At 67.2% G+C, this 25,743-nt stretch carries 26 protein-coding genes and 1 tRNA gene; 20 read left to right on the plus strand and 7 right to left on the minus strand.

Annotated elements, in window-relative coordinates; translation table 11 throughout:
- The first annotated feature begins 53 nt into the window (after nucleotides 1–53).
- Nucleotides 54–2,651, plus strand: coding sequence for a type I DNA topoisomerase (gene topA, locus SM191_RS01920; protein ID WP_341504725.1), 2,598 nt, complete (start codon nucleotides 54–56; stop codon nucleotides 2,649–2,651).
- A 47-nt stretch (nucleotides 2,652–2,698) separates the two neighbouring features.
- On the opposite strand, the gene SM191_RS01925 is transcribed toward topA, so the two are convergent.
- The gene (locus SM191_RS01925) at nucleotides 2,699–3,004 is read right to left on the minus strand and encodes a hypothetical protein (RefSeq protein WP_341504726.1); all 306 of its coding nucleotides are present in this window, start codon (nucleotides 3,002–3,004) and stop codon (nucleotides 2,699–2,701) included.
- A gap of 75 nt (nucleotides 3,005–3,079) precedes the next feature.
- Nucleotides 3,080–3,922, minus strand: coding sequence for a pantoate--beta-alanine ligase (gene panC, locus SM191_RS01930; protein ID WP_341504727.1), 843 nt, complete (start codon nucleotides 3,920–3,922; stop codon nucleotides 3,080–3,082).
- A gap of 75 nt (nucleotides 3,923–3,997) precedes the next feature.
- Between panC and SM191_RS01935 the strand changes: the two genes are divergently transcribed.
- The 3 genes from SM191_RS01935 to pgmG are packed head-to-tail and all read left to right on the plus strand — an operon-like array spanning nucleotide 3,998 to nucleotide 6,492.
- Complete coding sequence (locus SM191_RS01935; RefSeq protein WP_341504728.1) at nucleotides 3,998–4,834, plus strand: division plane positioning ATPase MipZ; 837 nt, start codon at nucleotides 3,998–4,000, stop codon at nucleotides 4,832–4,834.
- Nucleotides 4,835–4,856: 22 nt separating this feature from the next.
- Nucleotides 4,857–5,126: a DnaJ domain-containing protein gene (locus SM191_RS01940; protein ID WP_341504729.1), complete on the plus strand. Its 270-nt coding sequence runs from the start codon at nucleotides 4,857–4,859 to the stop codon at nucleotides 5,124–5,126.
- On the plus strand, nucleotides 5,119–6,492 hold the full coding sequence (pgmG, locus tag SM191_RS01945; protein WP_341504730.1) for a phosphoglucomutase/phosphomannomutase PgmG: 1,374 nt from the start codon (nucleotides 5,119–5,121) through the stop codon (nucleotides 6,490–6,492). The genes SM191_RS01940 and pgmG overlap by 8 nt, the downstream gene beginning before the upstream one ends.
- Before the next feature lie 136 nt (nucleotides 6,493–6,628).
- Here pgmG and SM191_RS01950 read toward each other — a convergent pair whose 3' ends face one another.
- Together SM191_RS01950 and SM191_RS01955 are read right to left on the minus strand one after the other, a co-directional pair.
- On the minus strand, nucleotides 6,629–7,735 hold the full coding sequence (locus tag SM191_RS01950; protein ID WP_341504731.1) for a M14 family metallopeptidase: 1,107 nt from the start codon (nucleotides 7,733–7,735) through the stop codon (nucleotides 6,629–6,631).
- A gap of 4 nt (nucleotides 7,736–7,739) precedes the next feature.
- Nucleotides 7,740–8,357 (minus strand): DUF4136 domain-containing protein, encoded by a 618-nt coding sequence (locus SM191_RS01955; RefSeq protein WP_341504733.1) that lies wholly within the window; start codon nucleotides 8,355–8,357, stop codon nucleotides 7,740–7,742.
- A gap of 203 nt (nucleotides 8,358–8,560) precedes the next feature.
- Between SM191_RS01955 and ykgO the strand changes: the two genes are divergently transcribed.
- Both ykgO and SM191_RS01965 read left to right on the plus strand, forming a co-directional pair.
- A complete protein-coding gene (gene ykgO, locus SM191_RS01960) occupies nucleotides 8,561–8,686 on the plus strand; it encodes a type B 50S ribosomal protein L36 (protein ID WP_003046794.1) in 126 nt (41 codons plus the stop codon).
- Nucleotides 8,687–8,695: 9 nt separating this feature from the next.
- The gene (locus SM191_RS01965) at nucleotides 8,696–9,355 is read left to right on the plus strand and encodes an HAD family hydrolase (protein ID WP_341504734.1); all 660 of its coding nucleotides are present in this window, start codon (nucleotides 8,696–8,698) and stop codon (nucleotides 9,353–9,355) included.
- Between the two features lie 145 nt (nucleotides 9,356–9,500).
- Here SM191_RS01965 and SM191_RS01970 read toward each other — a convergent pair whose 3' ends face one another.
- A complete protein-coding gene (locus SM191_RS01970; RefSeq protein WP_341504735.1) occupies nucleotides 9,501–10,103 on the minus strand; it encodes a L,D-transpeptidase family protein in 603 nt (200 codons plus the stop codon).
- Between the two features lie 197 nt (nucleotides 10,104–10,300).
- Here SM191_RS01970 and SM191_RS01975 point away from each other — a divergent pair, with 197 nt between their 5' ends.
- The 13 genes from SM191_RS01975 (at nucleotide 10,301) to SM191_RS02035 (ending at nucleotide 23,305) form a co-directional block, all read left to right on the plus strand.
- A complete protein-coding gene (locus tag SM191_RS01975) occupies nucleotides 10,301–11,020 on the plus strand; it encodes a murein L,D-transpeptidase catalytic domain family protein (RefSeq protein WP_306997749.1) in 720 nt (239 codons plus the stop codon).
- A 189-nt stretch (nucleotides 11,021–11,209) separates the two neighbouring features.
- Nucleotides 11,210–11,872, plus strand: coding sequence for an ATP phosphoribosyltransferase (hisG, locus tag SM191_RS01980; protein ID WP_306997747.1), 663 nt, complete (start codon nucleotides 11,210–11,212; stop codon nucleotides 11,870–11,872).
- Nucleotides 11,869–13,164, plus strand: coding sequence for a histidinol dehydrogenase (gene hisD / locus SM191_RS01985; protein ID WP_341504736.1), 1,296 nt, complete (start codon nucleotides 11,869–11,871; stop codon nucleotides 13,162–13,164). The genes hisG and hisD overlap by 4 nt, the downstream gene beginning before the upstream one ends.
- 302 nt (nucleotides 13,165–13,466) lie before the next feature.
- The gene (gene nusB / locus SM191_RS01990) at nucleotides 13,467–13,922 is read left to right on the plus strand and encodes a transcription antitermination factor NusB (RefSeq protein ID WP_341504737.1); all 456 of its coding nucleotides are present in this window, start codon (nucleotides 13,467–13,469) and stop codon (nucleotides 13,920–13,922) included.
- A gap of 16 nt (nucleotides 13,923–13,938) precedes the next feature.
- Nucleotides 13,939–14,844, plus strand: coding sequence for a thiamine-phosphate kinase (gene thiL / locus SM191_RS01995; RefSeq protein WP_341504738.1), 906 nt, complete (start codon nucleotides 13,939–13,941; stop codon nucleotides 14,842–14,844).
- Nucleotides 14,845–14,922: 78 nt separating this feature from the next.
- Complete coding sequence (locus SM191_RS02000; RefSeq protein WP_341504739.1) at nucleotides 14,923–16,890, plus strand: alpha/beta hydrolase family protein; 1,968 nt, start codon at nucleotides 14,923–14,925, stop codon at nucleotides 16,888–16,890.
- 280 nt (nucleotides 16,891–17,170) lie between these two features.
- Complete coding sequence (infA, locus tag SM191_RS02005; protein ID WP_007403889.1) at nucleotides 17,171–17,389, plus strand: translation initiation factor IF-1; 219 nt, start codon at nucleotides 17,171–17,173, stop codon at nucleotides 17,387–17,389.
- 14 nt (nucleotides 17,390–17,403) lie between these two features.
- Nucleotides 17,404–17,973 (plus strand): Maf family protein, encoded by a 570-nt coding sequence (locus SM191_RS02010; RefSeq protein WP_341504741.1) that lies wholly within the window; start codon nucleotides 17,404–17,406, stop codon nucleotides 17,971–17,973.
- Nucleotides 17,966–18,919 (plus strand): ribonuclease, encoded by a 954-nt coding sequence (locus tag SM191_RS02015; RefSeq protein WP_341504742.1) that lies wholly within the window; start codon nucleotides 17,966–17,968, stop codon nucleotides 18,917–18,919. Before SM191_RS02010 ends, SM191_RS02015 begins: the two co-directional genes overlap by 8 nt.
- 67 nt (nucleotides 18,920–18,986) lie before the next feature.
- Nucleotides 18,987–19,154, plus strand: coding sequence for a DNA gyrase inhibitor YacG (locus tag SM191_RS02020; protein WP_341504743.1), 168 nt, complete (start codon nucleotides 18,987–18,989; stop codon nucleotides 19,152–19,154).
- A gap of 31 nt (nucleotides 19,155–19,185) precedes the next feature.
- A tRNA-Phe gene (locus SM191_RS02025) sits at nucleotides 19,186–19,261 on the plus strand.
- Nucleotides 19,262–19,552: 291 nt separating this feature from the next.
- A complete protein-coding gene (locus SM191_RS02030; RefSeq protein ID WP_341504744.1) occupies nucleotides 19,553–22,465 on the plus strand; it encodes a sensor histidine kinase in 2,913 nt (970 codons plus the stop codon).
- Nucleotides 22,466–22,597: 132 nt separating this feature from the next.
- Nucleotides 22,598–23,305 (plus strand): alpha/beta fold hydrolase, encoded by a 708-nt coding sequence (locus SM191_RS02035; protein WP_341504745.1) that lies wholly within the window; start codon nucleotides 22,598–22,600, stop codon nucleotides 23,303–23,305.
- A gap of 83 nt (nucleotides 23,306–23,388) precedes the next feature.
- Here SM191_RS02035 and SM191_RS02040 read toward each other — a convergent pair whose 3' ends face one another.
- Nucleotides 23,389–24,591, minus strand: coding sequence for an MFS transporter (locus SM191_RS02040; protein ID WP_341504746.1), 1,203 nt, complete (start codon nucleotides 24,589–24,591; stop codon nucleotides 23,389–23,391).
- A 216-nt stretch (nucleotides 24,592–24,807) separates the two neighbouring features.
- On the opposite strand from SM191_RS02040, the gene SM191_RS02045 reads away from it, so the two are divergent.
- Nucleotides 24,808–25,014, plus strand: a complete 207-nt coding sequence (locus tag SM191_RS02045; protein ID WP_341504747.1) for a hypothetical protein — start codon at nucleotides 24,808–24,810, stop codon at nucleotides 25,012–25,014.
- 51 nt (nucleotides 25,015–25,065) lie between these two features.
- Here the strand turns inward: SM191_RS02045 and SM191_RS02050 are convergent, their stop codons facing one another.
- Entirely contained in the window at nucleotides 25,066–25,626 is a 561-nt protein-coding gene (locus SM191_RS02050) for an AraC family transcriptional regulator (protein ID WP_341504748.1), read from the minus strand.
- Nucleotides 25,627–25,743 lie beyond the last annotated feature (117 nt).

Here is a 25,743-nt window from a genome sequence, read left to right on the forward strand (position 1 = left end):
CCGCCCCCTCCCCATCCTCGCGTACACACGTAAGGGACGTAGTTTTACCACTCATGCAGCTTGTCATCGTCGAATCGCCCGCCAAGGCGAAGACCATCGAGAAATATCTGGGTTCGGACTACCGCGTCCTGGCGAGCTATGGTCACGTCCGCGACCTGCCGCCCAAGGACGGCTCGGTCGACCCCGACCAGAATTTCGCGATGGAGTGGGAAAATTACGCGGACAAGGCGCGCCAGCTCAAGGCGATCGCCGACGAGGCCAAGAAGGCCGACCGCCTGATCCTCGCCACCGACCCTGATCGCGAGGGCGAGGCAATTTCCTGGCACGTCCAGGAAGTGCTGAAGAACCGCAAGGCATTGCCCGACAAGGTGGAGCGGGTGACGTTCAACGCGATCACCAAGCCCGCCATCCTCCACGCGATGCAGAATCCGCGCGAGTTGGATACCGACCTGATCGATGCCTATCGCGCGCGCCGGGCGCTCGACTATCTGGTCGGCTTCACCCTGTCGCCGGTGCTGTGGCGCAAGCTGCCCGGCGCCAAGTCGGCGGGCCGCGTCCAGTCGGTCGCGCTTCGCCTGATCGTCGGGCGCGAGCGCGAGATCGAGGCGTTCCGGCCGCAGGAATATTGGTCGGTCACCGCCGATATGGAGCAGGACGGCACGCCCTTCGTCGCGCGCCTGGTCCAGTGGGAGGGCAAGAAGCTCGACCGCCTGTCGATCGGCAATGAAGGCGACGCGACCCGCGCCAAGGCCGATGTCGAGGCGGGCCGTTTCCAGGTCCAGTCGGTCGAAACCAAGCCCGCGACGCGCAACCCGCCGCCGCCCTTCACCACCTCGACGCTGCAACAGGAAGCCGCGCGCAAGCTGGGCTTCTCGGCCGATCACACCATGCGGATCGCGCAGCAACTCTATGAGGACGGCGCGATCACGTACATGCGGACCGATGGCGTCCAGATGGATGGATCGGCCATCTCGGCGGCGCGGAAAGCCGTGGCCGAGCGCTATGACGCCTCCTATGTCCCCGACAAGCCGCGCGTTTACCAGACCAAGGCCAAGAACGCCCAGGAAGCGCACGAGGCGATCCGCCCGACCGATTTCTCGCGCGATCGTGCGGGTTCGGGGGATCATGGCCGCCTCTACGACCTGATCTGGAAGCGCGCTCTGGCCAGCCAGATGGCGTCGGCGCGGATGGAGCGGACCACCATCGACATGGCCGACGGCACCGGCCGCCATGTTCTGCGCGCGACCGGACAGGTGGTGCTCTTCCCCGGCTATCTGGCGCTCTATGAAGAAGGCCAGGACGACAGCCAGGATGAAGAGGCGCGCCGCCTCCCCCGCCTGCGCGAGGGCGATGCGCCCGCGAAGAAGGAAGTGAAGGCCGAGCAGCACTTCACCCAGCCACCGCCGCGCTTCTCCGAGGCGTCGCTGGTCAAGCGGATGGAGGAACTCGGCATCGGGCGTCCGTCCACCTATGCCTCGATCATCAAGACGCTGAAGGACCGGGCCTATGTGCGGGTCGAGAAGAACCGCTTCTTCGCCGAGGAGAGCGGGCGGCTGGTGACGGCGTTCCTCGAGCGCTTCTTCGAGAAATATGTCGGCTACGACTATACCGCCGAACTGGAAGAGGAGCTGGACGACGTGTCCGGCGGCCGCGCCCAGTGGCAGGCGGTGCTCGACGCCTTCTGGCGCGACTTCAAGCCGCGCACGTCCGAGGTGATGGAGCAGCAGCCCTCGGCGATCACCGCCGAACTGGACCAGTTTCTCGCGCCCTATCTCTTCCCGGAAAAGGCGGACGGATCGGACCCGCGCCTTTGCCCCAATTGCGGCGAGGGCAAGCTGGCGTTGCGCGGCGGTCGATTTGGCGCGTTCATTGCCTGCTCCAATTACCCCGAGTGCAAGTTCACCCGCCGATTCGCGCAGGGCGGCGAAGGCGCGGGCGAGGATTCGGGGCCGGAAACGCTGGGCCAGGACCCCGAGACCGGGCTGCCGGTCGAGCGCAAGTCCGGGCGATTCGGCCCTTATATCCAGCTGGGCGAGGGCAAGGACGCCAAGCGCGCTTCGATCCCTAAGGATGTCGATCTTGATCTGGAATGGGCGCTCAAGCTGCTCAGCCTGCCACGCACCATCGGCAACCACCCGGAAACGGGCGAGCCGATCACCGCGTCGATCGGGCGCTATGGCCCCTATCTGGCGCATAGCGGCAAATATGCGCGCCTGACCTCGACCGCCGAGGTGTTCGAGACGGGCATGAACGCCGCCGTGGTCAAGCTGGCCGAAGCCGCAGCGGGCGGCGGACGCGGGGCGCGCACGACGGCGTCGCGCGAACCGCTGAAGATACTGGGCAAGCATCCGCGCACCGAGGCGGAGATCAAGCTGATGGAAGGCCGCTATGGCCCTTACGTCACCGATGGCGAGACCAATGCGACCATCCCCAAGACGGTCGACAAGGACCAGCTGACGCTGGAAGAGGCCGCGCAACTGATCGACGCGCGGGCGGCGGCGGCTCCGGCGCGCAAGAAACCGGCGAAAAAGGCGGCGGCCAAGAAGGCGCCTGCCAAATCAGCAGAGAAGAAGACGCCGGCCAAAAAGGCTCCTGCGAAGAAGGCGGCCCCGAAGAAGACGGCGCCCAAGGCGACGGCGGGCGAAGGCTGATCCCGGCCTTCCCTGCCGGGGCAGTCAACGCGCGGTCGTGAGAGGGTTCAGGCCGCGCGCATCTGCTGCATGCCGCCCTGAAGAAAGGCGCGGGCCTGACGCTGCGCTTCGGCGATCTCACGCGCGGTCATGTCGCCGGCGATTTCCGTCCGTGCGATCTGCCCGGGCAGGAAGCCCGCGACCGCCGCCAGATTGAACCATTTGTGCGCCTCGATCAGGTCGATGGCCGTGCCGCCCGACCCGGTCGAATAGGCGACCCCCAGATCGTACAGGGTCGCGCCGTCATCGCTCGCAACCCGATCGGCATACCGGCTTTCCATCAGGAAATGCGCGGACTTGCTGCTATTGGCCATGTCCCACCCTTTTGCCGGACATCCTGTGTCCGAGGGTCAGTCTATGGCCAAAACGGTCACAAATTCGTTAACTCGTTAACCATCCGATATAGCGATATTGTCGATCAGCCTGGCCGATCCCATGCGGGCGGCGGCCAGCAAGCGGCGGGGACGGTCGGCGGCGGGATCGGGGACCAGCGTCTCGGCATCGGCCAGCGCGACATAATCCACCTCGAACCCGGCGGCGGTCAGCGTGGCGCGCGCATCGGCCAGAACGGTGGCGACATCCTCGCCCCGCCCGATCGCGCGGGCCGCGACGCCCAGCGCGCGGGGCAGCGCGACGGCCTTGGCCCGCTCTTCCTCGTCCAGATAGATGTTGCGCGACGACAAAGCGAGGCCGTCATCTTCACGCTGGGTCGGCACGCCGACCACCTCGATCGGAAAGTCGAGATCGGCGACCATGCGACGGATCACCGCCAGCTGCTGGAAATCCTTCTCGCCGAAATAGGCGGCATCGGGGCCGATCTGGTTGAACAGCTTGGCGACGACGGTGGCGACCCCGTCGAAATGGCCGGGGCGCGATTCGCCGTCAAAGCCTTCGCTGACGCCCGCGACGCGAATGTTGGTCGCATGCCCCTCCGGGTACATGATCTCGACGCTGGGCATCCAGACCAGGTCGCATCCCGCCTCGTTCAGCATGCGCAGGTCGGACGCTTCACGCCGGGGATAGCGGCCCAGATCCTCGCCCGCGCCGAACTGCTTCGGGTTCACGAAGATCGACGCGACGACCTTGGTCCCCGGCCGCTTCGCCGCCTCGATCAACGCGATGTGACCGGCATGGAGCGCGCCCATGGTGGGCACCAGCGCCACGCGCGCGCCCTCGGCCCGCATGGTGGCGAGCGCCGCGACCAAGGCTTCGCGATCCCGAATGACTTGCACTGATTTTACCCCTCGTTCCCCAGGCCCAGGGCTTCTATGAAGGGTGGCAACGGGGATCAATAAGGAAGCGACGAGTTGCCGGAACGGCTATCTTCAACCCATGTGATCGTGTTTGCCAATGAAAAGGGTGGCACTGGCAAATCGACGACGGCGGTTCACGTGGCCATCGCTCTGGCCGCGAAGGGTGCGCGCGTGGCGTGCCTTGATCTGGATCACAGGCAGCGGACCGTGGGCCGATATCTCGACAATCGGGCCGAGACGATTCGGCGCACCGGCCATGCCCTGCCCATGCCGGTCCACGCGACGCACAGCAGCCAGACCGAGGAGGGATTCGAGGAGCTCTGGTTCCGTCTCTCGCAGGACGCCGACTTCCTGATCGTCGACACGCCCGGTCGCGACGACCATTTCGCGCGCACCGCGGCGGCGCTTTCGAACACGCTGGTCACGCCGATGAACGACAGCTTCGTCGATTTCGACCTGATCGGACAGGTCGACCCGGAGACGTTCCAGGTGACCCGCCCCAGCTTCTATTCCGAACTGATCTGGGATGCGCGCAAGCAGCGGGCGCGGGCGGACGGCACTACCATCGACTGGGTCGTGCTGCGCAACCGGCTCCAGCATATCGAGGCGCGCAACATGCGCCGCGTGTCCGACGCGCTGCTCCAATTGTCGCGGCGGGTCGGCTTCCGGGTGATTCCGGGGCTGGGCGAGCGCGTCATCTATCGCGAGATGTTCCCCAATGGCCTGACCATGATCGACGCGCGCGAATTCGGCGCGATGGGGCTGGGCCATGTCGCCGCGCGGCAGGAATTGCGTGAGATGATGGCCGCGCTGCAACTGCCCGAAGCTTGGTCGGAAGAGGGAGCGCCCGACGCGAAGGCCGCCGCTGCCGCCGCCAGCCCAGCGGCATGACGGCGCGGCGGATGCTCGGAGCGTGAAATGGCTGATCGCGCTGGCGGTGATCTGGCTGGTGTGGCGCTATATGCCCCGTCCCGCCAGGTCTGCCCCCAGGCCCCGCCTGCCGCGTGACGAGGCGGAGGCGCTGGCGGTCCTCGACCTGCCGCCCAATGCCGATCCCGACGCGATCCGACAGGCGCATCGGCGGCTTGTGACGCAGGTCCATCCCGATCGCGGCGGCTCGGCTGACCTGACGCGCCGGGTCAATGCCGCGCGCGACCTGTTGCTGGCGCGCCGTGATGGTTGAGCGGGTCGCCGCGATCCACCCCAGCGCCTGCCGCGAATATGATGTGCGCGGCACCGTGCCAGAGACGCTGGACGAAGGCGCGGCCTATGCGGTCGGGCGGGGCTTCGCGACACGGGTGCGGCGGGCGGGCGGCACCCGCGTCGCGGTGGGGCGTGACGGGCGGCTGAGTTCGCCCGCGCTGGAGGCCGCGCTAGTCGAGGGGCTGACCGACAGCGGCGTCGACGTCGTCCGGCTGGGCCTGGGCCCCACGCCGATGGTCTATTTCGCCGAGGCGACCCTAGGGGTGGACGGTGCCGTACAGGTAACGGGCAGCCATAATCCCCGCGACGACAATGGCTTCAAGATGGTCCTTCGCCATCACCCCTTTTACGGCGAGGACGTGCAGGACCTGGCGCGCATGGCCGCCGCGCGCGACTGGACGCAAGGGGCGGGCGTGGTCGAGGATCGCGACATTCTCGACGCCTATGTCGACCGGCTGATGGCGGGCTATGCGGGCGGCGAGTTCCGCATCGGCTGGGACTGCGGCAGTGGCGCGGCGGGGCCGGTCGTGGAAAAGCTGGTCCAGCGCCTGCCGGGTGAGCATCACACGCTGTTCACCGATGTGGACGGTCATTTCCCGCATCATCACCCCGATCCGACGGTCGAGGCCAATCTAGAGGCGCTGAGGGCACTGGTCGCCGAGAAGCGGCTCGATTTCGGATTCGCTTTCGACGGCGATGGCGACCGGATCGGTGCGGTCGATGGTCGGGGGCGGGTGATCTGGGGCGACCAGATACTGATGCTGCTGGCGAGCCCCGCCCTGGTGGATCATCCCGGCGCGCCGATCGTCGCGGATGTAAAGGCCAGCCAGACGCTGTTCGACCATATCGAAGGCCTGGGCGGCCAGCCGGTGATGTGGAAGACCGGCCACAGCCTGATGAAGTCCAAAATGGTTGAAACCGGTGCTCCGCTGGGTGGCGAGATGTCGGGCCATATGTTCTTCGCGGGCGAATGGTACGGCTTTGACGACGCGCATTACGCCGCGATCCGCCTGATCCGCGCGGTGCATCTCGCGGGCCGATCGATGACCGACTTGCGTGGTGCGATGCCTGCGACGGTCGATATCCCCGAGACGCGGATCGCGGTGGCGGAGGCGGACAAGTTCGCCTTGGTCGAGCGGGTGGCGGCGGCGCTCGCCCGGGACGGCGCGGAGGTCAACGATACCGATGGCGTCCGGGTGCGGACGGCGGATGGCTGGTGGCTGTTGCGCGCCTCCAATACCCAAGCCGCGCTGACCGTGCGGGCCGAGGCGGGGGATGCGGACGCGCTGGCGCGGGTGCTCGCGGATCTGGACCGGCATTTGTCGGCACAGGGGGTTCGGCGGTAGTTCGGGGCGTGGCCTTCGACTTCGCTCAGGCTGAACGGAGGTTAGATTACTTGGCTGGAATTCCCCCACTCCGTTCAGCCTGAGCGAAGTCGAAGGCCAAGGGAAGCCCTTTACCAAGGACTCCCCCAAAACCCCGTCAAATCTCCGCGATCAACCCGGACAGCACCTCCAGGCACGACACGCCCAGCTTGGCCGAACGCTCGCCCGACCAGCCGTGCACCGCATCCGGGTTCGGATCATGGTCCTTGAACGGCATTTCCAGCGTCACCGACACCGCGCCGAATCGCTCGGCCAGCTGGTTGGTCGACATGGCGAGGTTGGCATTGCCCGCGCTCGACTTCTCATAGCCCATCTGGGTCTGGAAATCGGGCGTATGCGCGGCCAGGCGGCGGCCATATTCATAGAATTTGGCGCCCTGCTCCTCGGTCCAGCTCGGAATCCCCTCGAACCCCGCGATGAAGTTCGCCGGGATCGCCTCGTCCCCATGCGCGTCGATGGCGAAGTCGACGCCGGTCCGGTCCATCCGATTGCGCACGCACAGCACTTCCGGGCTGCGCTCCGGGGTCGGGTCATGCCATTCGCGGTTGAGGTTCACCCCGGCCGCATTGGTGCGCAGATGCCCGCGCCGCGTGCCGTCGGGGTTCATGTTGGGCACGACATGGACGGTCGCCGCCGCCAGCAGATCCGCCGCCGCCGGGCCGGTCAGCCAGTCGAGCGCACCCTCCATCCACCATTCGGCCATCGATTCGCCCGGATGCTGGCGGGCATAGAGCCAGACCTGTTTGGGGCCGTCGCCAAAGCGGAAATAGTCGATCGGCTGACCGTCCAGGCTCTGGCCGATCTCCTCATGATGGACGCCCCGAGCCGCGATCCGGGCGACCAGATCATGGTGCCGCTCCATCGTATAGGGCTCGAAATAGGCGAACCAGACCAGGTCCGACTCGCCCGTCCACTGCCATTCGATCACGCCATCGGCATAGGTCGTCGGCGTCATCCGCCAATCCCGCCGATTGGTGGAGGCACGGACGTGGTAGCCGGGCCAACCTTGCGGAAAGGCCGACCCCGCGCCGTTCAGGATGCGGAAGGTGAGCGTCCGCCCCTTCGCCCCGCCGACGCGGAAATAGAACCACTGGTAAAAGTCCGAATCCTTGTCGGCGATGATCTCCAGGTCGACACGGTCGCCCTCGATCCCGACCAGGCGGATATTGCCGCCGTCGAACGCGGCACTGATGGTCAACGTCATGCCCTTACTTCACCTCGACCGTGCGGCCCGACTCGCCGGGGAATTTGGTGAACAGCGCATCGGCCAGCTTCGCCGCTTGCGCCTGGGCATCGATCCGGGCCAGCGCCTGCACCGGCGCGATGTTGCGGGCGCTGCCTTCCCAGATGGGCGACTGGTCGGCGCGGCGCTTGATCTGGACCGACAATTCGGTGCCGATGATCTCTTGCGGGCGGCTCTTGCCGATGGGGAAGCTCAGGCCGCCACCCAGCCCGACACCGCCGCCGCGACCGCCCGAGAAGCTGCCGCCCCCCAGACCGACCGAGAAGGGCGAGGGGCGCGGCGGGCCGAGTCGGTTGGCGCGGGTGAAGGCGACGGTCGCGATGAAATCGGGCTGCGCATCACCCTGCGCCACCGAATAGCCGTTGCGCAGAAGCGCGGTTTCCACGGCGGCGGCATAGGTCTTGAACTCGATGCTGGCGGGGCCGGTGTTGGACAGCGGCTCGACCCGGATCGTGCCGCGCGCGATCGGCTCGCCCAGGTGATAGCGAATCACCTCGGTCGGGGGCAGGCGCCCACCCGTGGTGGAACAGGCGGCCAGCGTTCCGGCGGCGGCCGCGAGGATCAGGAGCGAACGGGCTTTCATGGACAGGAGCACCTTGGAGGATGTTACGGATGGGCAACGCATGACATATGGGGGTTGATCCGGCGGCGGAAGAGCCTGTGTGGATCGTGACGCGCCTGTCATCCCCCAGTCGGTCATGCCCCCAACCTTGACTTGGTGGCCCTTTGTCACTAGGCGGCGACGCTTTCCAGATCACCCTCCAGTTCAAAAGAAGCGAATCGATCATGAAGATCCGCAATTCCCTGAAGTCGCTCAAGGATCGCCACCGGGACAACCGCGTGATCCGCCGTCGCGGCCGCACCTATGTCATCAACAAGACCAACCGTCGTTTCAAGGCGCGCCAGGGCTAATCAGCCCTGATGCCGATCGATTCGAACGGGACGGGCACCCTGCCCGGACTGCGTGCCGATCGGCCGACCGCCGTCATCTTCGATGTCGGTCGCGTCCTGTACGACTGGGATCCCCGGATCCTGTATCAGCGCCTGATCGCGGACGATCGGGCGCTCGATGCGTTTCTGCGCGATGTCGTCACGACCGAATGGCATTTCCAGCATGATGCGGGACGCGACTTCGCCGACACCTCGGCGGAGTTGATCGCGCTGTATCCGCAGCATCGCGACCTGATCGCCGCCTGGGGACCGCGCTTCAACGACAGCATCGGCGATCCGATTCCGGGGATGCACGAACTGGTCGCCGAACTCGATTCGGCGGGCGTGCCGTTGTTCGCGATCACGAACTTCAGCCATGAATTCTGGCTGCCCTTCCGTGCGCGCGAAGCGGCGCTGTTCGACCGATTCCGCGACGTAGTAGTATCGGGGGCCGAAAAGCTGGTGAAGCCCGATCCCGCCATCTACGCTCTCGCGCTCGCCCGTTTCGGGCTGGAGCCGCATGAGGCGGTGTTCATCGACGACAGTCGCGCCAATATCGACGCGGCGGCGGCGATGGGCATTCATGCGCTGCACTTCACCGATGAGGCGACGTTGCGGCCCCAGTTGCGGGCGTTGGGATTGGTTGCATAGGCCAAACGTCATCCCGTGCGCTTCGACTTCGCTCAGCGCGAACGGAGGGGCGGAGATCAATCCAACGTCCGTTCAGCCTGAGCGAAGTCGAAGCCTGTCCTGATCGCCTGCCTTCGCATGCAGTCGAAGGGGCCACGCTCAACCCTCACCGCTCCAACGACGCCATCTGAGTCCGATTCGCCTGCATCGTTTCGGTTTCCAGCAGCGCCGGATCGAAATGATCCCCAACCATCTGATCGGTGACGATCACCGTCGTGCCGACCGTAGTTATGGCAAACAGCTTCTTCGCAAAGGCGGTCGGCAGGCGGATGCAACCATGCGAATCCGGAAAACCGGGATTGTTGCCAGCATGAAGCGCGACACCGTCCCAGGTCAGCCGCTGCATGAACGGCATGGGCGCGTCGTTATAAAGATTGCTGCGATGCATTTCGCGCTTTTGCAGGATCGGGAAAACGCCGGTCGGAGTGTCCTTGCCGTCCTTGCCGGTCGATACCGAGGCGGCGGCGATCATCGCATCGCCACGATAGACATAGGCGCGCTGCATCGGCAGGCTGACCACGACCGTCACCGGCTGCGCCACCGGGTCGACCGCCGTCATCTGCGAATCGGTCCAGACGAATCGGTTGGGGGCCAGCGCGGCGGCGGCCTGGGCGACCGTGACGGTGCCCGGCCCCTCTTCGGCGATGGCGGGTGCGGCGAAACCCAGCGTCGTGACGCCGAGCAGGGCGGCAAGAGCGAGTGCCTTCATGTCCCTTTTCCTTGGCGAGTTCATAATTTCTTAAACCCGTCAATAGACAATTTGTGCCGAGCGAAATTTTTTGCGCTGGAGCGGAACTTTCGCCGAATCGATGGAACCAAGCGATCAACCGAGACGGGACGGGGAGAAAAACCGCCCCTTCTCTGCTACATCGGAGTCGCGGGATTTCTGGGGTTTGAAGGATCATAATGTTCGATAATCTGGACGCTGCGCCGGGTCGGCGCGCGCTGCTGAAGAACGCGCTGGTCTTGGCCGGTGCGCTCGCGGTTCCGGGGGCGGCAGGTGCTCGCGAACGGCTGACGGCCGGTGATTTGCGGCCCGTTCGCCAGCCGCCGCTGCCCAGCCATCCGACGATGCCCTCGCCCATTCCGGCGCAACCGATCCTCGCCTCGTCGCGGGTGGTTCGCCCGGCGCTGCTGCGGGCCGCGATGGCCTCGCTGCAACAACATGGCGCGCGGGTGCGCCAGCGCGACCGGATGGCGATCGTCGATTTCGCGGTCGGCTCGTCCGAACCCCGGCTCCATCTGGTCGATCTGGTCAGCGGCAAGAGCACCTCGCTGCTCGTCTCGCACGGCAGCGGGTCGGACCCATCGCACAGCGGCTATCTTCAGCGCTTTTCCAACGCGTTCAACTCGAATGCCAGCTCGGAAGGCGCGTTCCTGACCGACGATTATTATGTCGGCAAACATGGCCGGTCGCAGCGTCTGATCGGGCTGGACCCGACCAACGACAACGCGCTGGGTCGCGCGATCGTGGTGCATTCGGCCTGGTACGCCAATCGCGACATGATCAAGACGCACGGCATGCTCGGCCGCAGCCAGGGTTGCTTCGCGGTCGGCGAAAGCGATCTGGACCGGGTGTTCGCCAATCTCGGTCCGGGCCGGATGATCTACGCCGCCAAGGTGTGATCCAATCCTCCCCAAGCTCCGCTTGGGGAGGGGGACCGTGCCCTTCAGGGCGTGGTGGAGGGGCATCGCCGCAAGCGACGTACTTTGCCGCATGCCCCCTCCACCCCCGCTGCGCGGCGGTCCCCCGCCCCGTTCCGGGGAGGATAAGAATTGCGATCCCCCACCGGGGTGGGTAAGTCCCCGATCCTCATGGTCCAGCCGCTCATCATCGCCGTCCCCAAGGGACGCATCCTGGCCGAGGCGCTGCCGCTGCTCGCCGCCGCCGGAATCCGGCCCGAACCGGCCTTCACCGACAAGGACAGCCGCGCGCTTCGCTTCGCGACCGATGTGCCGGGCATCGAGCTGATCCGCGTCCGCGCCTTCGACGTCGCCACCTTCGTCGCCCATGGTGCCGCGCAACTGGGGATCGTCGGCTCCGACGTACTGTCCGAATTCGGCTATTCCGAGCTTTATGCGCCGGTCGACCTGAAGATCGGCCATTGCCGCATCTCGGTCGCGGAGCCCGCCGCAATGGCGGAAAGCGACGACCCGCGCGGATGGAGCCATGTCCGCGTCGCGACCAAATATCCGCATATCACCAGCCGCCACTTCGCACGCCGCGGGGTTCAGGCCGAGTGCGTCAAGCTGAACGGCGCGATGGAACTGGCCCCCACGCTGGGCCTGGCGCCGCGCATCGTCGACCTGGTGTCGTCGGGCCGCACGCTCAAGGAGAACGGGCTGGTCGAGGTGGAGGTGATCGAGGAAGTCACCTCGCGCCTGGTCGTCAACCGCGCCGCGATGAAGACGCGGGCGCAGGTCGTGCCGCTGGTCGAGGCGTTCCGCCGCGCCGTGGCCGAAAGGCACGCCGCATGATCCGTCTCGATACGCAGGAACCGGGTTTCGCCGCCGCGTTCGACGAACTGGTCGATGCCCGGCGCGAAAGCGATGCCGATGTCGCGCGCGACGTGCAGGTGATCCTGCGCGCGGTCCGCGACGATGGCGAGGCGGCGGTGGCAGCCTTCACCAGGCAGTTTGACGGCCATGACCTGGCGGAGAGCGGCTGGCGGATCGAGCCCGCCGATTGCCGCGCCGCCTATGAGGCGCTGGAGCCCGAACTCCGCCACGCGCTCGACCTCGCCGCCGCGCGCATCCGCGCCTATCACGAGAAGCAGAAGCCGACCGACACCGACTATGTCGATGCGCAGGGCGTGCGGCTGGGCGCGCGCTGGACGGCGGTGGATGCGGCGGGAATCTATGTCCCCGGCGGGCGGGCGGCCTATCCGTCCTCGCTGCTGATGAACGCGATTCCGGCCAAGGTGGCGGGGGTCGAGCGGCTGGTCATGGTCACGCCGACGCCCAAGGGCGAGATCAACCATCTGGTCCTCGCCGCCGCGCATCTGGCAGGGGTGGACGAGGTGTGGCGGGTCGGTGGCGCCCAAGCCATCGGCGCACTGGCCTATGGCGCAGGGAGAATCCAGCGGGTCGATGTCGTCACCGGCCCCGGCAATGCCTGGGTCGCCGAGGCCAAGCGCCAGGTGTACGGCATGGTCGGCATCGACATGGTAGCGGGCCCCTCCGAGATCGTCGTGGTCGCAGATGGCAAGAACGACCCCGACTGGATCGCCGCCGACCTGCTGAGCCAGGCCGAACACGACACGGTCACCCAGTCGATCCTGTTCACCGACGATGCCGATTTCGCGACCCGCGTTGCCGAAGCGGTCGACCGGCAGATTCCCGAACTGGCGACCGCCAGCGTCGCGCGCACCGCCTGGGACGCGAACGGCGCGATCATCGTCGTCGGGTCGCTGGAGGCGGCGATGCCGCTGGTCGATCGCCTCGCGCCCGAGCATCTGGAACTGGCGGTGGACGATCCGCAAGGACTGTTCGACCGGTTGCGCCATGCCGGATCGGTGTTCCTGGGACGGCATACGCCCGAGGCGATCGGCGATTATGTCGCGGGGCCGAACCATGTCCTGCCGACCGGGCGGCGGGCGCGCTTCGCCAGCGGGCTGTCGGTGCTCGATTTCATGAAGCGGACCAGCTTTCTGGGGCTGACCGAGACGGCATTGGCGGAACTGGGTCCGGCGACGGTGGCGCTCGCCCATGCCGAGGGGTTGCCCGCGCATGCCAAGTCGGTGGCGTTGCGGCTGCGGCTCAACCGGTAATGCTCATTCCTCCCCCGCAAAGGGAGGTGGCCCGGTAGAGCCCTGACGGAGGGGGGATCGCCGTTCGCGTGGGCCCTGCCCCTCCACCATGCTTCGCATGGTCCCCCTCCCCATCGGGGATGGGGAGGATTGGGGTTCGGTCCTTGGCCTTCGACTTCGCTCAGGCTGACCGGAGTTTGGGACGTTTGGCCACACGCCACTCACGCCGTTCAGCCTGAGCGAAGTCGAAGGCCACGCCCCGCCCGCCCCCACACATCCCAAAAGACGTGACGGATCGGTGACGGCCCGGTAAAGGCCCGCGAATGACTCGTCCCACCGCCCGTACCCAGGCGCGCGCCGCCGCGCGCCTTGCCGCCGTTCAGGCGCTTTACCAGCACGATATGGAACAAACGCCGCTGGCGACGCTGCTGCACGAATTCCACAATCACCGCATCGGTGCGACCATCGAAGACGTCGAATATGCCGATGCCGACACCGATTTCTTCGACGATATCGTCAAGGGTGTCCATGCCCGGCTGGGCGAGATCGATCGGGCGATCGAGGGCAAGCTGGCCTCGGGCTGGACGCTCAACCGGCTGGACAAGCCGATGAAGGCGCTCCTGCGCGCCGGCACTTATGAACTGCTGGCGCGTCACGACGTGCCGGTGGGCGCGGTGATCAGCGAATATGTCGACGTCGCCCACGCCTTTTACGAAAAGCGCGAGGCGGGCTTCGTCAACGGCCTGCTCGACGCGATCGCCAAGGTCGCTCGGGCCTGACGCCAGGATCCGCCCGATGAACGAGGCGGACTTCCTCGCCGCGCTGCGCCGGTTGCCGCTGCACCCCGGCGCGCGCGGACTGGTCGATGACGGGGCCGTGATCGACGCCGCCCCGCTGGTCGTCACGACCGACACGCTGGTCGAGGGGGTGCATTTCCTGCCCCACGATCCCCCCGCAGATGTCGCCTGGAAACTGGTTGCCACCAACCTGTCCGACCTCGCCGCCAAGGGCGCGCTGGTCGAGGGGGTGATGCTCAACTATCCGCTGGGCGAAGCCGATTGGGACCGCGCGTTCCTCGACGGGCTGGGCGTGGTGCTGAACCGCTTTCATGTCCGGCTGATCGGCGGCGACACGGTGTCGCTGCGCGGTCCGCGCGTCCTGACCCTGACCGCCTTCGGTCGCGACGCGCCGGCCCCCGCGCGCGACGGCGCCAAAGCGGGTGACGCGCTCTGGGTCACCGGCACGATCGGCGATGCCGGGCTGGGCCTGGCGATCGCGATGCGCGGCTATGGCCCGATCGCGCTGCGCGACGCCTATCGCCGCCCGATGCCCCGGCTGACCGAGGGTCGGGCGTTGGGCCCGGTGGTCCATGCGATGATGGACGTGTCGGACGGGCTGCTCATCGACGCCGCGCGGATGGCGCGGGCGAGCGGGCTGTCGGTGGCGGTCGATCTCGACGCCGTCCCGCTGTCGGCGGAGGCGCGCGTCCATGGCGGAGAGGATCGCATGGCGCGTCTCGCGGCGGCGACGGCGGGGGACGATTACGAATTGCTGTTCGCGCTGCCCGCCGACACGACCCCGCCCGTGCCCGCGACCCGGCTGGGCGTCTTCGGGATGGGCGATGGCCTGTCGCTCCATGACGGACAGGGGCCCGTCCCCCTGCCCCCTCGCCTGGGCTTCGAGCACATAGCCGGACACTGAAACCCCTTTCGCCTCCGCGCGGCGGTGATATTCTGTCGCGACCGGACCCTGGGGAGATGGTCCGGCCAAGGGGGAAGAATGACTTTGGGTGTGACGAGGATGCTGGGCGCGTCGGTGGCGGCGCTCGCCCTGATGGCGTTGACGGGGATGACGCAGGAACCGGCCAAGCCCGCCGCCGCATCCGCCCCCGCCGCCAAGCCGGGACCGCAACCGGTCGAGGCCTTCGCCGCGCTGCCCGAGTTCGAAAAGCCCTCGCTTTCGCCCGACGGCACCCGGATTGCGGGCAAGCGCGCGCTGAACGGCCAGCAATATCTGATGGTCGTTCCCCTGGTCAAAGGACAGAGCAAGCCGGCCATCGTCCCGATCGGCGAGAAGGTCGACGTCAACTGGTGGCGCTGGGTCAATGACGAATGGCTGCTGGTCGGGCTGGGTGCCAAGCAGGTGATCGAGGGCGAGGAATATTACATCACCCGCATGCTGGGCATCCGCGCCGACATGGCGAAGACGACCCGCATCGACTGGGATCGGTCGGGCTTCCGCGCCGACGAGGTTCTATGGGTCGCCAGGGACGGCAGCCCGCGCATCCTGTTCGCCAAGCAGACCGGCATCTATTCGATGGAGGATGCCTATCCGTCCGTCTTCGAAGCCGACATCTCCACCGGCAAGGTGAAGCGGATCGTCAGCGGGCAGACCGATGTGTGGGACTGGTATGCCGATGGCCAGGGCCAATTGCGCATGGGCGTCCGCTATTCCGATTCGACGCGGCAGAAGAGTCTGCTTTATCGCCAGTCCAACGCCGAGTCCTTCCGCACGATCGCACGTGCCGATGCGCGCAAGGACGAATCGGTTCTGGTGCCCAGCATCTTCCGCCCCGACGGCACCGCGCTCGCGATCGACGACAGCGACGGCTATGACGCGCTGTACGAGGTGACGCTGCCCGACCTGAAACTGGGTCGCAAGCTGAGCAGCGTGACCGGTTACGATATCGACGGGATCATCGGGAACGAGGCGGGCGACGATATCTCGGCGATCCGCTACACCGACCAATATTATCATGACGCCTGGACCGACCCGCGCATCAAGGACTTGCAGGCACAGGTCGACAAGGCGGTGGCGCCGCGCCGGGCGGAGATCATCTCATGGAACCGCGCCCGCACCCGCTTCCTGATCGATGTGAGCAGCCCCTCCACGCCGGGTGCGCTCTATTATTGGGATACCGATTATGGGAACATGCAGTTCCTGTCCTGGGACAATCCGCAATTGAAGGGCCAGCGCCTGTCGCCCGTGCGCACCCTGCGCTACCCGGCGCGCGACGGGACGCAGATCGAGGCGATACTGACCCTGCCGCGCGGTCGCGGGGACAAGAACCTGCCGCTGATCGTGCTGCCGCATGGCGGGCCGTTCGCGCGCGACTCGGAAAGCTGGGACTGGTGGAGCCAGTATCTGGCCGAACTCGGCTATGCCGTGATCCAGCCCAATTATCGCGGTTCCTCCGGTTACGGCACCGCCTTCGCGCTGAAGGGCCAGGGCGAATGGGGCCTGAAGATGCAGGACGACTTGAACGACGCCGTCACCTGGCTGGCCAAGCAGGGAATCGCCGATCCGAAACGGGTGTGCATGGTCGGGGCCTCCTATGGCGGCTATGCCGCGATGCGCGCGGCGCAGCGTGACGGGGCGCTGTACCGCTGTGCGATATCCTATGCCGGGGTGTCCGATCTTCAGGCGATGAAGCGCTACGACTCGCGGTTCCTGTTCAGCAAGACGCGCGCCGACTGGCTGCACAAACAGGCCCCCGACTACCGCGCCGTCTCGCCGCGTTTCGGGGCCGCCGACATGACGATCCCGCTGCTGATCGTGCACGGCAAGGAAGACAAGCGCGTACCGGTCAACCAGTCGCGGATGATGGTCGCCGCGCTGAAGGCGGCGGGCAAGCCGGTGAACTATATCGAACAGCCGCTGGCCGACCACCATTTCACCCGCTCGGAGGATCGCCTGGAATTCCTGAAGGCGATGGCGGCGTTCCTGGCGGAGCATAACCCGGCGTGACCATCCGTTCCTCCCCTGCAAGGGGAGGTGGCAGGCCGCAGGCATGACGGAGGGGTGTCACGGTTTGCGAGGTAAAACCAAACTCGCCACCGGGGACACCTCCCCACCACCGCTTCGCGGCGGTCCCCCTCCCCTTTCAGGGGAGGATCGCGCGCCTTGCCCGAACCCTAAACCGACCCCATATCCTGGGTTGATTCGGCGCGCCTTTCCTTTTGGGGCCTTTGCGGCTATGGCGGCGCCTCTTCGACATACCCTAAAACAAGACGAACCGAGGTATTTTTTGGCCAAGGAAGAACTGCTCGAGATGCGCGGCCGCGTGGTGGAACTCCTCCCCAACGCGATGTTCCGCGTCCAGCTCGAGAATGATCACGAGATCCTGGGACATACGGCGGGCAAGATGCGCAAGAACCGCATCCGCGTGCTGGTCGGCGACGAAGTGCTCGTCGAGCTGACGCCGTACGACCTGACCAAGGGCCGGATCACCTACCGCTTCAAGTGAGCGAACGGCCCATCATGCCGGTCGTCCTTGCATCCTCCTCCCCGCGCCGCCGCGATCTGCTGGCGCGGCTGGGAGTCGTGCCCGAGCGCACCGCCTCGCCCGATATCGACGAAGCGCCCCGCCCCGCCGAGCTTCCGCGTGTCTATGCGCTCCGCCTGGCGGTGGAGAAGGCGCACGCGGTGGAGCGTGCCGAGGGCGAGATCGTCGTCGCGGGCGACACCACCATCGCCGTGGGACGCCGCATCCTGCCGCCCGCCGAAACGGAGGATATCCAGCGCAAGCTGCTCCGCCTGCTCTCCGGGCGGCGGCATCATGCGCTGTCGGCGGTGTGCGTGATCGACACCACCGGCAAGGCTCGCACCCGGCTGGCCGACACGATCGTCGCGTTCAAACCGCTCTCCGAGGAGGAGATCGACGCCTATATCGCGTGCGGCGAGGGGCTGGGCAAAGCCGGTGGCTATGCCATCCAGGGCCGCGCCGAAGCGTTCGTGCGCTTCCTTCAGGGGAGCCATTCGGGCGTGATCGGCCTGCCCCTGTTCGAGACGCGGGCGCTGTTGAAGGCCGCCGGACTGCCGCTTGTCTGAATGGCTCTATGAGGCCGGGATCGGCGAGGCGCGCGCCGCGCTGGTCGAGGATGGCCGGATCGTTCAGGCCGCGATCGAACTGACCGGCACGCTGACGGTCGGCACGGTGGCCGAGGGGCGGCTGGTCGAATTGCTCCCCGGTCGGCAAGGCCGGGTGACGCTGAACCAGGGCGGCGACGTGCTGCTCGCCCCGGTGCCCAAGGGGATGACGCAAGGCTCAGGCCTGACCGTCATCGTCACGCGCGAGGCGATTCCCGAACGCGGCCGCTCCAAATTGCCCAAGGCGCAGGTCGCCCCGGAGGATGCCCCCCCCGGCCCCGGCCCCGATCTGCGCGCCCGCATTGTCGCCACCGGCATTCCCGTCCGCGAAATGCTGGCACATCAACCCGACGATCTGGAAGCGGCGGGCTGGTCCGAACTGCTCGACGAAGCGGTGACGGGCGAGATCGGCTTTGGGCCCGGCGTGCTGCGGATGACGCCGACCCCGGCGATGACCTTGTTCGACGTCGATGGCTCGCCGCCGCACGAAGCCCTGTCCATCGCCGCCGCCCGCGCGGTGGGTGAGGCGATCCTCCGCCACGGGATCGGCGGGTCGATCGGGATCGACTTCCCCACGCTGGAGGGCAAGGGGCCGCGTCAGGCGGTGGCTGAGGCGCTGGATGCTGCCCTGCCCCTCCCCTTCGAGCGGACGGCGGTCAACGGCTTCGGCTTCCTCCAGATCGTGCGCCCGCGTCCCCGCGCGTCGATCCCCGAGCGGCTGGGGATCGACCCGATCGGCGCGCGGGCCCGTGCGCTGCTGCGGCAATGGGAGCGCGAACCGGCGGGCCCGGCCCCCGTGCACCGGCTGTCCGGCTCCCTATATGATCGATTGATGGCGAACCCTGGCTGGCGCGACGAGGTCGCGCGCCGCACCGGTCGCCCGCTGCAACTGGAACGAGCGTCATGACCACCTGCCCCATCTGCGACGAGGTCGCGCGCCGCACCGGTCGCCCGCTGCAACTGGAACGAGCGTCATGACCACCTGCCCCATCTGCGACAAGCCGACCGCCGCCGACCACGCCCCCTTCTGCTCGCGCGGGTGCAAGGACCGCGACCTGCTGCAATGGCTGGGCGAGGGTTATCGCATTCCGGTCAAGGAAAGTGACGAAGAAGGGCTGGACAGGATCGAAAACCACCCCTAAAGGCACGCCTCCAATCGCAATCGCGGTGTGGGCCCAAGTAGCTCAGTTGGTAGAGCATGCGACTGAAAATCGCAGTGTCGGTGGTTCGATCCCGCCCTTGGGCACCATTTTCCTGACATCGATGATCGTGCTGCCATAGGGCACTCCGTGGATGCGATCGCGCGCCGGGTCGCATTGTCGTGCCGAACCGACATTCCGGAACCGAATCGCCACTGGATCACCTCCATCGGCACTGCCATGATGCTACGATGCAAAAGGGCGGGGTCACGGGAAGAGCGGAGGCGCGCGGGCAAGGCTGGCCCAGGCTATTGACGTTCCCTGCTATTCTTGCCGCTTGTTCCCGTTTGCCCACGCACCGTCGAACGCTCCGACCGTCGCTGTGCCTGAGCATCGCGGCAATGCTGCCCGGCCCCGCCGTTTCGGCGGCGGCGGCGGCGGACCGGCCCGCCCTTACCGACTTGCGCCATAGCCGATGGACGTTGGGCGACGGCGCGCCGGGCAACATCCGGGCGATCACGCAAGGGCCGGACGGCTTCCTCTGGCTCGGCACCTCGACCGGGCTCTACCGCTTCGATGGGATCAGCTTCGAGCGCATCCTGCCCAGCGACGAACGACGGCGGCGCTCGCTTCAGGTGACGGCCCTGCTCGCGGCGCGCAACGGCGACATATGGGTCGGCTATGACAGCGGCGGCATCGCCGTGGTCCGCCATGGCGTCCTGCGGGATGCCAATCCATGGACACCCGATGGCGGCGTCGATTCGATCGTGCAGGCGCGCGACGGCTCGATCTGGGTGACGGGCGACAGCCGGGGCGTGCTGCTGGTCAGTCGGCTCAAGGATGGCCGATGGATGCGGATCGGCCCCCGCCAAGGCTATACGCCGGGAGAGATGGGTCCGATCCTCGCGGCGGCGGACGGCAGCGTCTATCTGTCGTCTCCGCCCGCCGTGCTACGCCTGCGTCCGGGCATGGACCGTTTCGAAACGCTCCCCTTCCAGGCCGCACCTTATGCCACGCTGGCGGAACAACCCGTCGGAACCATATGGCTGGCCGATGACAAGGGGCTTCGTCGGCTGGGCGGAACCGGCGGACCGGTATCGCTTGCTGGCGCGAACACCCCGTTCGCCCGGCGAACCATGCGGGCCGACCGGGACGGCCACCTCTGGATCCTGGCGCAGGACGACGGGCTGACCCGTTTCACCCCGACGCGGGACGGCCCCGGCCCGGCGGAGCGGATGACCGTCGAGCAGGGCCTGACCTCGACGCTCAGCCTGTCGACCTTCGAGGATCGCGAGGGCAATATCTGGGTCGGCACGGCATCCGGCCTGGACCGCTTCTCCCCCGCGAACGTCGCCCAGTCCCCGGTCAGGGAAGGCATCGTCACCGGCTTCGTGCGATCGCGCACCGGCAGCCGTCTGTTCGTTGCGGGACTGTCAGGCATCTATCGCATCGACGCCGGTCAGCCGACGCCCCGGCTCATCTTCCGCAAGCCCTCGATCGGCGTGCTGTGCGGCGACGACCGGCACCTGCTGACCTTCAGCCTCGAAGGGCATTATCGTCTGGACCTCACGCCATCGGGATCGGTCGGCCATGTCCGCAAGGTGGGCGACCCGCTCTCGATTTCCTGTGTGCTCGACCAGCAAGGCCGGTTCTGGACCGGTCGCGACCGACTCTACCAGCTGATCGGATCGCGGCTGGTTCCGGCAGCGGGGGTCTCCGGCGAGAAGAAGGGGACGTTGGGCAAGCTGCGGGTCGATCCGGCGGGCGGCCTGATCTTCAGTCGACCGAGCACCGGCTTTCGCCGACGCCTCGGCACGACCGAAAGCGCGCTCTGGCCGCGCAGGGCGCCGACCATCGGTGCGATCTCGACCATGGCGTTCGACGGCCGCATGATCCTGTCCGGGGCCGAAGCGGGTATCGGACGATGGGATGGCCGGGTCTTCGCCAATCTGCGTCAGCGGGACTATCCGTTCCTGGCCGACATCACCGGCATCCTGCCGACCCCGGACGGGTCGACATGGCTGATCGGCGTCGACGGGATCGTCCGCACCTCGACCAAGGCGCTGAACGCGGCCTTCGATCGTCCGGGCCGTCCGTTGCCGATCGAACGCTTCGGCTATTATGAGGACTTCGCCGCCCGCACCTATATGAACCAGGCGAACGACGCCGCGCAGGACGCGAGCGGGCGCATCTGGTTCGCGACGAACAAGGGGCTGGCCTATGTCGATCCCGCCGGCATCGTGAAAAACATGCTGCCGCCCCCCGTCACGATCCGGTCGCTGACCGCCGCCGGACGGGTGTGGACGCCATCGGACACGCGGATCGCGCTTCCCGCCGGAACCGACCGCGTGCAGATCGACTATACCGGCCTCAGCCTGACCGATGCCAAGGCCAACCGCTTCCGGTATCGTCTGGAGGGGGCGGACACGGTCTGGACGGATGCGCAGGGGCGGCGGCAGGCGCTCTATACCAATTTGGGGCCGGGCGTTTACAGCTTCCATGTGCTCGCCGCCAACAATGACGGGGTGTGGAACCGCGAGGGCGCGGTCCTCCGCTTCGAGATCGCACCCCGATTCTATCAGACGATATGGTTCGCCCTGCTCTGTGCGCTCGGTGTGGGGGGTCTGTTGTGGCTGCTCTACCGCCAGCGGCTGCGGATCATCGCCGACCGCACCCGGGCGGGGTTCGAGGCGCAGTTGTCGGAACGCGAGCGAATCGCGCGTGAGCTTCACGACACGCTGCTTCAGGGATTCCAGGGCCTGATGCTGCGGTTCCAGGCGGCGGCCGAGAAGCTTCCGCCCGGCGGTGAGGCTCGTACGGCGCTGGAAGGGGCGCTGGACCGCGCCGACGACGTGCTGCTGGAGGGACGCGATCGGGTCAGGGCCCTGCGCGAGGATATGGAGCCGGTCGAGCTGCGACCGCGCCTGTCGGCCCTCGCGGCCGCCATCCTTCCGGCGGACATGGATTTCGCGATAGACGAGAAGGGTCGCGCGCGTCCCGTCTGTGCCCCAGTGGCGGACGAGATCGCCTCCATCGTCGCCGAGGCGCTGGCGAACACCGCGCGCCATGCCCATGCCTCGAACGTGCATGTCGGGATCGTCCACGGTCTGGACAAATTGACGGTCACGGTGCGGGATGACGGTCGGGGGCTGCCCGCCGACGTGCTCACCGCCGGGCACCGCGAAGGTCATTTCGGCCTAGTCGGCATGCGGGAACGGGCGATGCGGCTCGGCGGCACGCTGTCGATCACCTCGCCGCCCCAGGACGGTACGCATATCGCCATCGTCATGCCCGCCCGCATCGCCTATCGGTGAGGGCTGCCCCTCAGGATTTTCGAGGGGCGCGATGCAGCAGCTTTGAGCAACTCGGCTGCCGATCCGACAAGCCGCCCCATGCCCCGACGCCTAGCGTGGCCTGCATCATTCACCGCAGGAGTACGCATCACCATGGCCGACACCGCAACATCCCCGCCCACCGTCGTCCTCGTCCACGGAGCCTGGGCCGATGGCTCCAGCTGGCAGCGCGTCATCCCGATCCTGCTCGATCGCGGCATTCCGGTCGTCGCGGTGCAGAACCCGACCAGCTCGCTGGCGGACGATGTCGCAGCGACCCGGCTGGTGCTCGATTCGGTGCCGGGGCCCGTGGTCCTGGTCGGCCATAGCTGGGGCGGCGCGGTGATCACCGAGGCGGGGACCGACGAGAAGGTCCAGGCGCTCGTCTATGTCGCGGCATTCGCGCCCGCCGCGGGGGAGACGGTCGGCGAACTGGTAGGGAAATTCGCCAATCCTCCGGGACTGGCCAAGATCGTCGATGACGGGAAGGGCAATCTCAAGCTCAGCGCCCAAGGCTGGGTGGAGGATGTGGGGCAGGACCTGCCCGAAGCGGAGGCCCGCATCCTCGCCACGCTGCAACCACCCCTCCCCGCCAGCACGTTCGGCGAGGCGATCAGCCGTGCCGCCTGGGAGGATCGTCCGAACTGGTACATCGTCTCCAGCGAGGATCGCGTCGTGAACGTCGACCTGGAACGCATGTTCGCCGCACGGATGAGCGCGAAGACGACCGAGCTGAAGGCCAGCCATCTGTCCCTATTGTCGCAGCCCGAGGCGGTAGCCGCCGTCATCATGGAAGCGGTCGAGAGCATCGCCGCCGCCTGAGCGCCACGAACCGGAAGGTGCTCCCCGTCCTGTCCGGACAGGGGGCGCCTTCATGCCCACGATCGCAGTGACAGGCTCGACCTTCACCGCCGCCGCAGGATGCTTCGGCTCTGGAGAGCGACCGCGACCGCCGCCAGTGCGATGCCCAGCCACGCGACGGCGGACCAGCCGCCCGCCTTCCACGCCGCGGTGGCCGCCGCCGATCCGCCCGCGCCGCCCAGGAACATCGCCCCCATGAAGATGGTGTTCAGGCGCGCCCGCGCCTCGGGACGAAGCGCGTAGACGACATGCTGGTTGGACACGAGCGCGCTCTGCACCGCGAAGTCGAGCAGGATCACCCCGACGACCAGACCGGCGAGCGACTGCCACAGCCCGAACACGGCCCAGGAGAGGAGCGTCAGCGCCGCCCCGATCGCGATCACCCCGTGCGGTCCGCGCCGATCGGCCATCCGCCCGGCGATCGGTGCGGCGAGAATCCCGACCGCTCCGACGATGCCGAACAGCCCGGCCACATCGGCACCGAGTGCGAAGCGGGGTTCCTGCAAATGCAGCGCAAGGATGGTCCAGAAGGCGGTGAAGGCACCGAACAACAACGCCTGGGTCACGGCCGCCAGCCGAAGCTCCGCGAACTCGTTCCACAGATGCCGCAGCGAACCCAGAAGCTGGCCGTAACGCAGATCGCTGTCCGGATGACTGCGCGGCAGTGCCGCCGCCATCAGCCCCCCTGCGCCGAGCGCCATCGGCACGCCCAGCCAGAACATCTCGCGCCAGCCCGCATGGGTGGCGACGAAGCCGGCAAGCGTCCGGCTGAGCAGGATGCCGCACAAAAGGCCCGACATCACGGTTCCGACCGTCGCGCCCCGCTTCTCGGGCGAGGCGAGATGCGCCGCGAAGGGCACGATCTGCTGCGCCACCGTCGCTGCCACGCCGAGCAGGAGCGAAGCGAACACCACCGCCCAGGCATTCGGCGCGACGGCGGCGGCGACCAGCGCCATGGCCAGCATCAGGAATTGCAGGACGATGAGCTTCTTGCGCTCGATCAGGTCGCCCAGCGGCACGAGCAGGAACAACCCGGCGGCATAGCCGAGCTGCGTCGCGGTCGGGATGAGCCCGGTCGCCGCACCGGGCAGATCCCGCTCCATCACCCCCAGCATCGGCTGGTTGTAATAGATGTTGGCAACAGCAATCCCCGCCGCGACCGCCATGGCGAAGGTCAGCCCCCGTCCGAGGGCCGGGCTCGACGCTGGCGAGGCGGCAAGCGGCGTCGGGGGTGTCGATATGGTCATGCGATCCTCCAGTCGAAAACCCGATCCCCGAAGATTGTCGGATACGAGGCTAGGTTACGCGGCCACCGGGTATCAGCCCGCCGATGGCCACGTCTTGTATATCCCGAACGGATACACCGCCGAGCGGCAGTTTGCGGATGAAAAGCCAGCCTATTCCGTTGGATAGCGGCACCGTGGCTTCCGTTCCGCGTTTGAAGCAGCGTGAAGGAGCCGGATATGGAAGACAAGTCGAACGAAGAACGCGTGCTGTACGTCCCCGACAGCCCCAATGTCGGGGCCGCCGACCCGGACGAGAATGCGGACAACCCGAAACAGGCCGCCAAGGATCAGGCCCGGGCGGACGATCTGGCCGCGAAGGTCGCGATCGGCGACGAGCTATCGGCCTATGAACGCGTGGCGGGCCGCGGCGTCGTGCCGCAATAGGCTGAACCGATCCCTCCGGGCCCTCGGGCGGATACCCCAGGGCCGGGAAGGTCACGCGGCCTGCCAGGTCCGGCGCCAGGCCAGCGGCGTTTCGTTGACCAGGCGGCGGAACAGGCGGGTCAGATGCGCCTGGTCGGTCAGCCCGCAGGCACAGGCGATCTGGCTGAGCGAGTCGCGCGTGCTCAGCATCAGGGTCTGCGCGCGACGAATGCGCTGGCGGACGATATAGCCATGCGGCGTGTCGCCGGTGCTGGCCTTGAACGCGCGGCAGAAATGACCGGGGCTGAGCCTGGCCACATTAGCGAGGTCCTCGATCAGGATCGCGCTTTCCAGATGCCGCTCGACATGGTCGCGCACCCGGCGGATCTGCCAGGCCGCCAGACCGCCCTTGGTCGGCCCGTTGCCATCCACCGGAACCGCGCTGGGCAGCAGCACCCGGTCCATCGGATCGGTCCCGCCGCCCGAGAGTAGGTCGCGGACCTCGTCCAGATAGCGACGGGTGAGCGCGGGATCGTCCTCGATCGCACGCTCCGCCCGACCGATCAGTTCCAACAGATAGGGCGGCGCGGCGTTCGCATCGGTGTGCGAAAAGGCCCTGGCGTCCGAAAGCATCGCGTTTCTCCCGAATTCAATGTCCGGGAGGCGTTATCGCCCTCGAAGATCGTCCAAAAAATCGAACGGGGGTTTGCCGCGACCCTGCACCTTGGCCGCAGCAACCCCCAACCAAGG

The organism is Sphingomonas sp. 2378 (assembly GCF_038084995.1).
In the GTDB taxonomy this organism is placed as follows: domain Bacteria; phylum Pseudomonadota; class Alphaproteobacteria; order Sphingomonadales; family Sphingomonadaceae; genus Sphingomonas.

Bases quoted from the DNA above. Each gene is read 5' to 3' on its own strand.
- SM191_RS02020 (WP_341504743.1), top strand. From the start codon at position 18,987: ATGACCACCTGCCCCATCTGCGACAAGCCGACCGCCGCCGACCACGCC.
- thiL (WP_341504738.1), top strand. From the start codon at position 13,939: ATGAACGAGGCGGACTTCCTCGCCGCGCTGCGCCGGTTGCCGCTGCAC.
- SM191_RS02010 (WP_341504741.1), top strand. From the start codon at position 17,404: ATGCCGGTCGTCCTTGCATCCTCCTCCCCGCGCCGCCGCGATCTGCTG.
- topA (WP_341504725.1), top strand. From the start codon at position 54: ATGCAGCTTGTCATCGTCGAATCGCCCGCCAAGGCGAAGACCATCGAG.
- SM191_RS01950 (WP_341504731.1), bottom strand. From the start codon at position 7,735: ATGACGTTGACCATCAGTGCCGCGTTCGACGGCGGCAATATCCGCCTG.
- pgmG (WP_341504730.1), top strand. From the start codon at position 5,119: ATGGTTGAGCGGGTCGCCGCGATCCACCCCAGCGCCTGCCGCGAATAT.
- SM191_RS02040 (WP_341504746.1), bottom strand. From the start codon at position 24,591: ATGACCATATCGACACCCCCGACGCCGCTTGCCGCCTCGCCAGCGTCG.
- hisG (WP_306997747.1), top strand. From the start codon at position 11,210: ATGGTCCAGCCGCTCATCATCGCCGTCCCCAAGGGACGCATCCTGGCC.
- ykgO (WP_003046794.1), top strand. From the start codon at position 8,561: ATGAAGATCCGCAATTCCCTGAAGTCGCTCAAGGATCGCCACCGGGAC.
- SM191_RS02030 (WP_341504744.1), top strand. From the start codon at position 19,553: ATGCTGCCCGGCCCCGCCGTTTCGGCGGCGGCGGCGGCGGACCGGCCC.
- hisD (WP_341504736.1), top strand. From the start codon at position 11,869: ATGATCCGTCTCGATACGCAGGAACCGGGTTTCGCCGCCGCGTTCGAC.
- SM191_RS01925 (WP_341504726.1), bottom strand. From the start codon at position 3,004: ATGGCCAATAGCAGCAAGTCCGCGCATTTCCTGATGGAAAGCCGGTAT.
- nusB (WP_341504737.1), top strand. From the start codon at position 13,467: ATGACTCGTCCCACCGCCCGTACCCAGGCGCGCGCCGCCGCGCGCCTT.
- SM191_RS02035 (WP_341504745.1), top strand. From the start codon at position 22,598: ATGGCCGACACCGCAACATCCCCGCCCACCGTCGTCCTCGTCCACGGA.
- SM191_RS02000 (WP_341504739.1), top strand. From the start codon at position 14,923: ATGACTTTGGGTGTGACGAGGATGCTGGGCGCGTCGGTGGCGGCGCTC.
- SM191_RS01965 (WP_341504734.1), top strand. From the start codon at position 8,696: ATGCCGATCGATTCGAACGGGACGGGCACCCTGCCCGGACTGCGTGCC.
- SM191_RS01975 (WP_306997749.1), top strand. From the start codon at position 10,301: ATGTTCGATAATCTGGACGCTGCGCCGGGTCGGCGCGCGCTGCTGAAG.
- SM191_RS01955 (WP_341504733.1), bottom strand. From the start codon at position 8,357: ATGAAAGCCCGTTCGCTCCTGATCCTCGCGGCCGCCGCCGGAACGCTG.
- SM191_RS01970 (WP_341504735.1), bottom strand. From the start codon at position 10,103: ATGAAGGCACTCGCTCTTGCCGCCCTGCTCGGCGTCACGACGCTGGGT.
- SM191_RS02045 (WP_341504747.1), top strand. From the start codon at position 24,808: ATGGAAGACAAGTCGAACGAAGAACGCGTGCTGTACGTCCCCGACAGC.
- SM191_RS02050 (WP_341504748.1), bottom strand. From the start codon at position 25,626: ATGCTTTCGGACGCCAGGGCCTTTTCGCACACCGATGCGAACGCCGCG.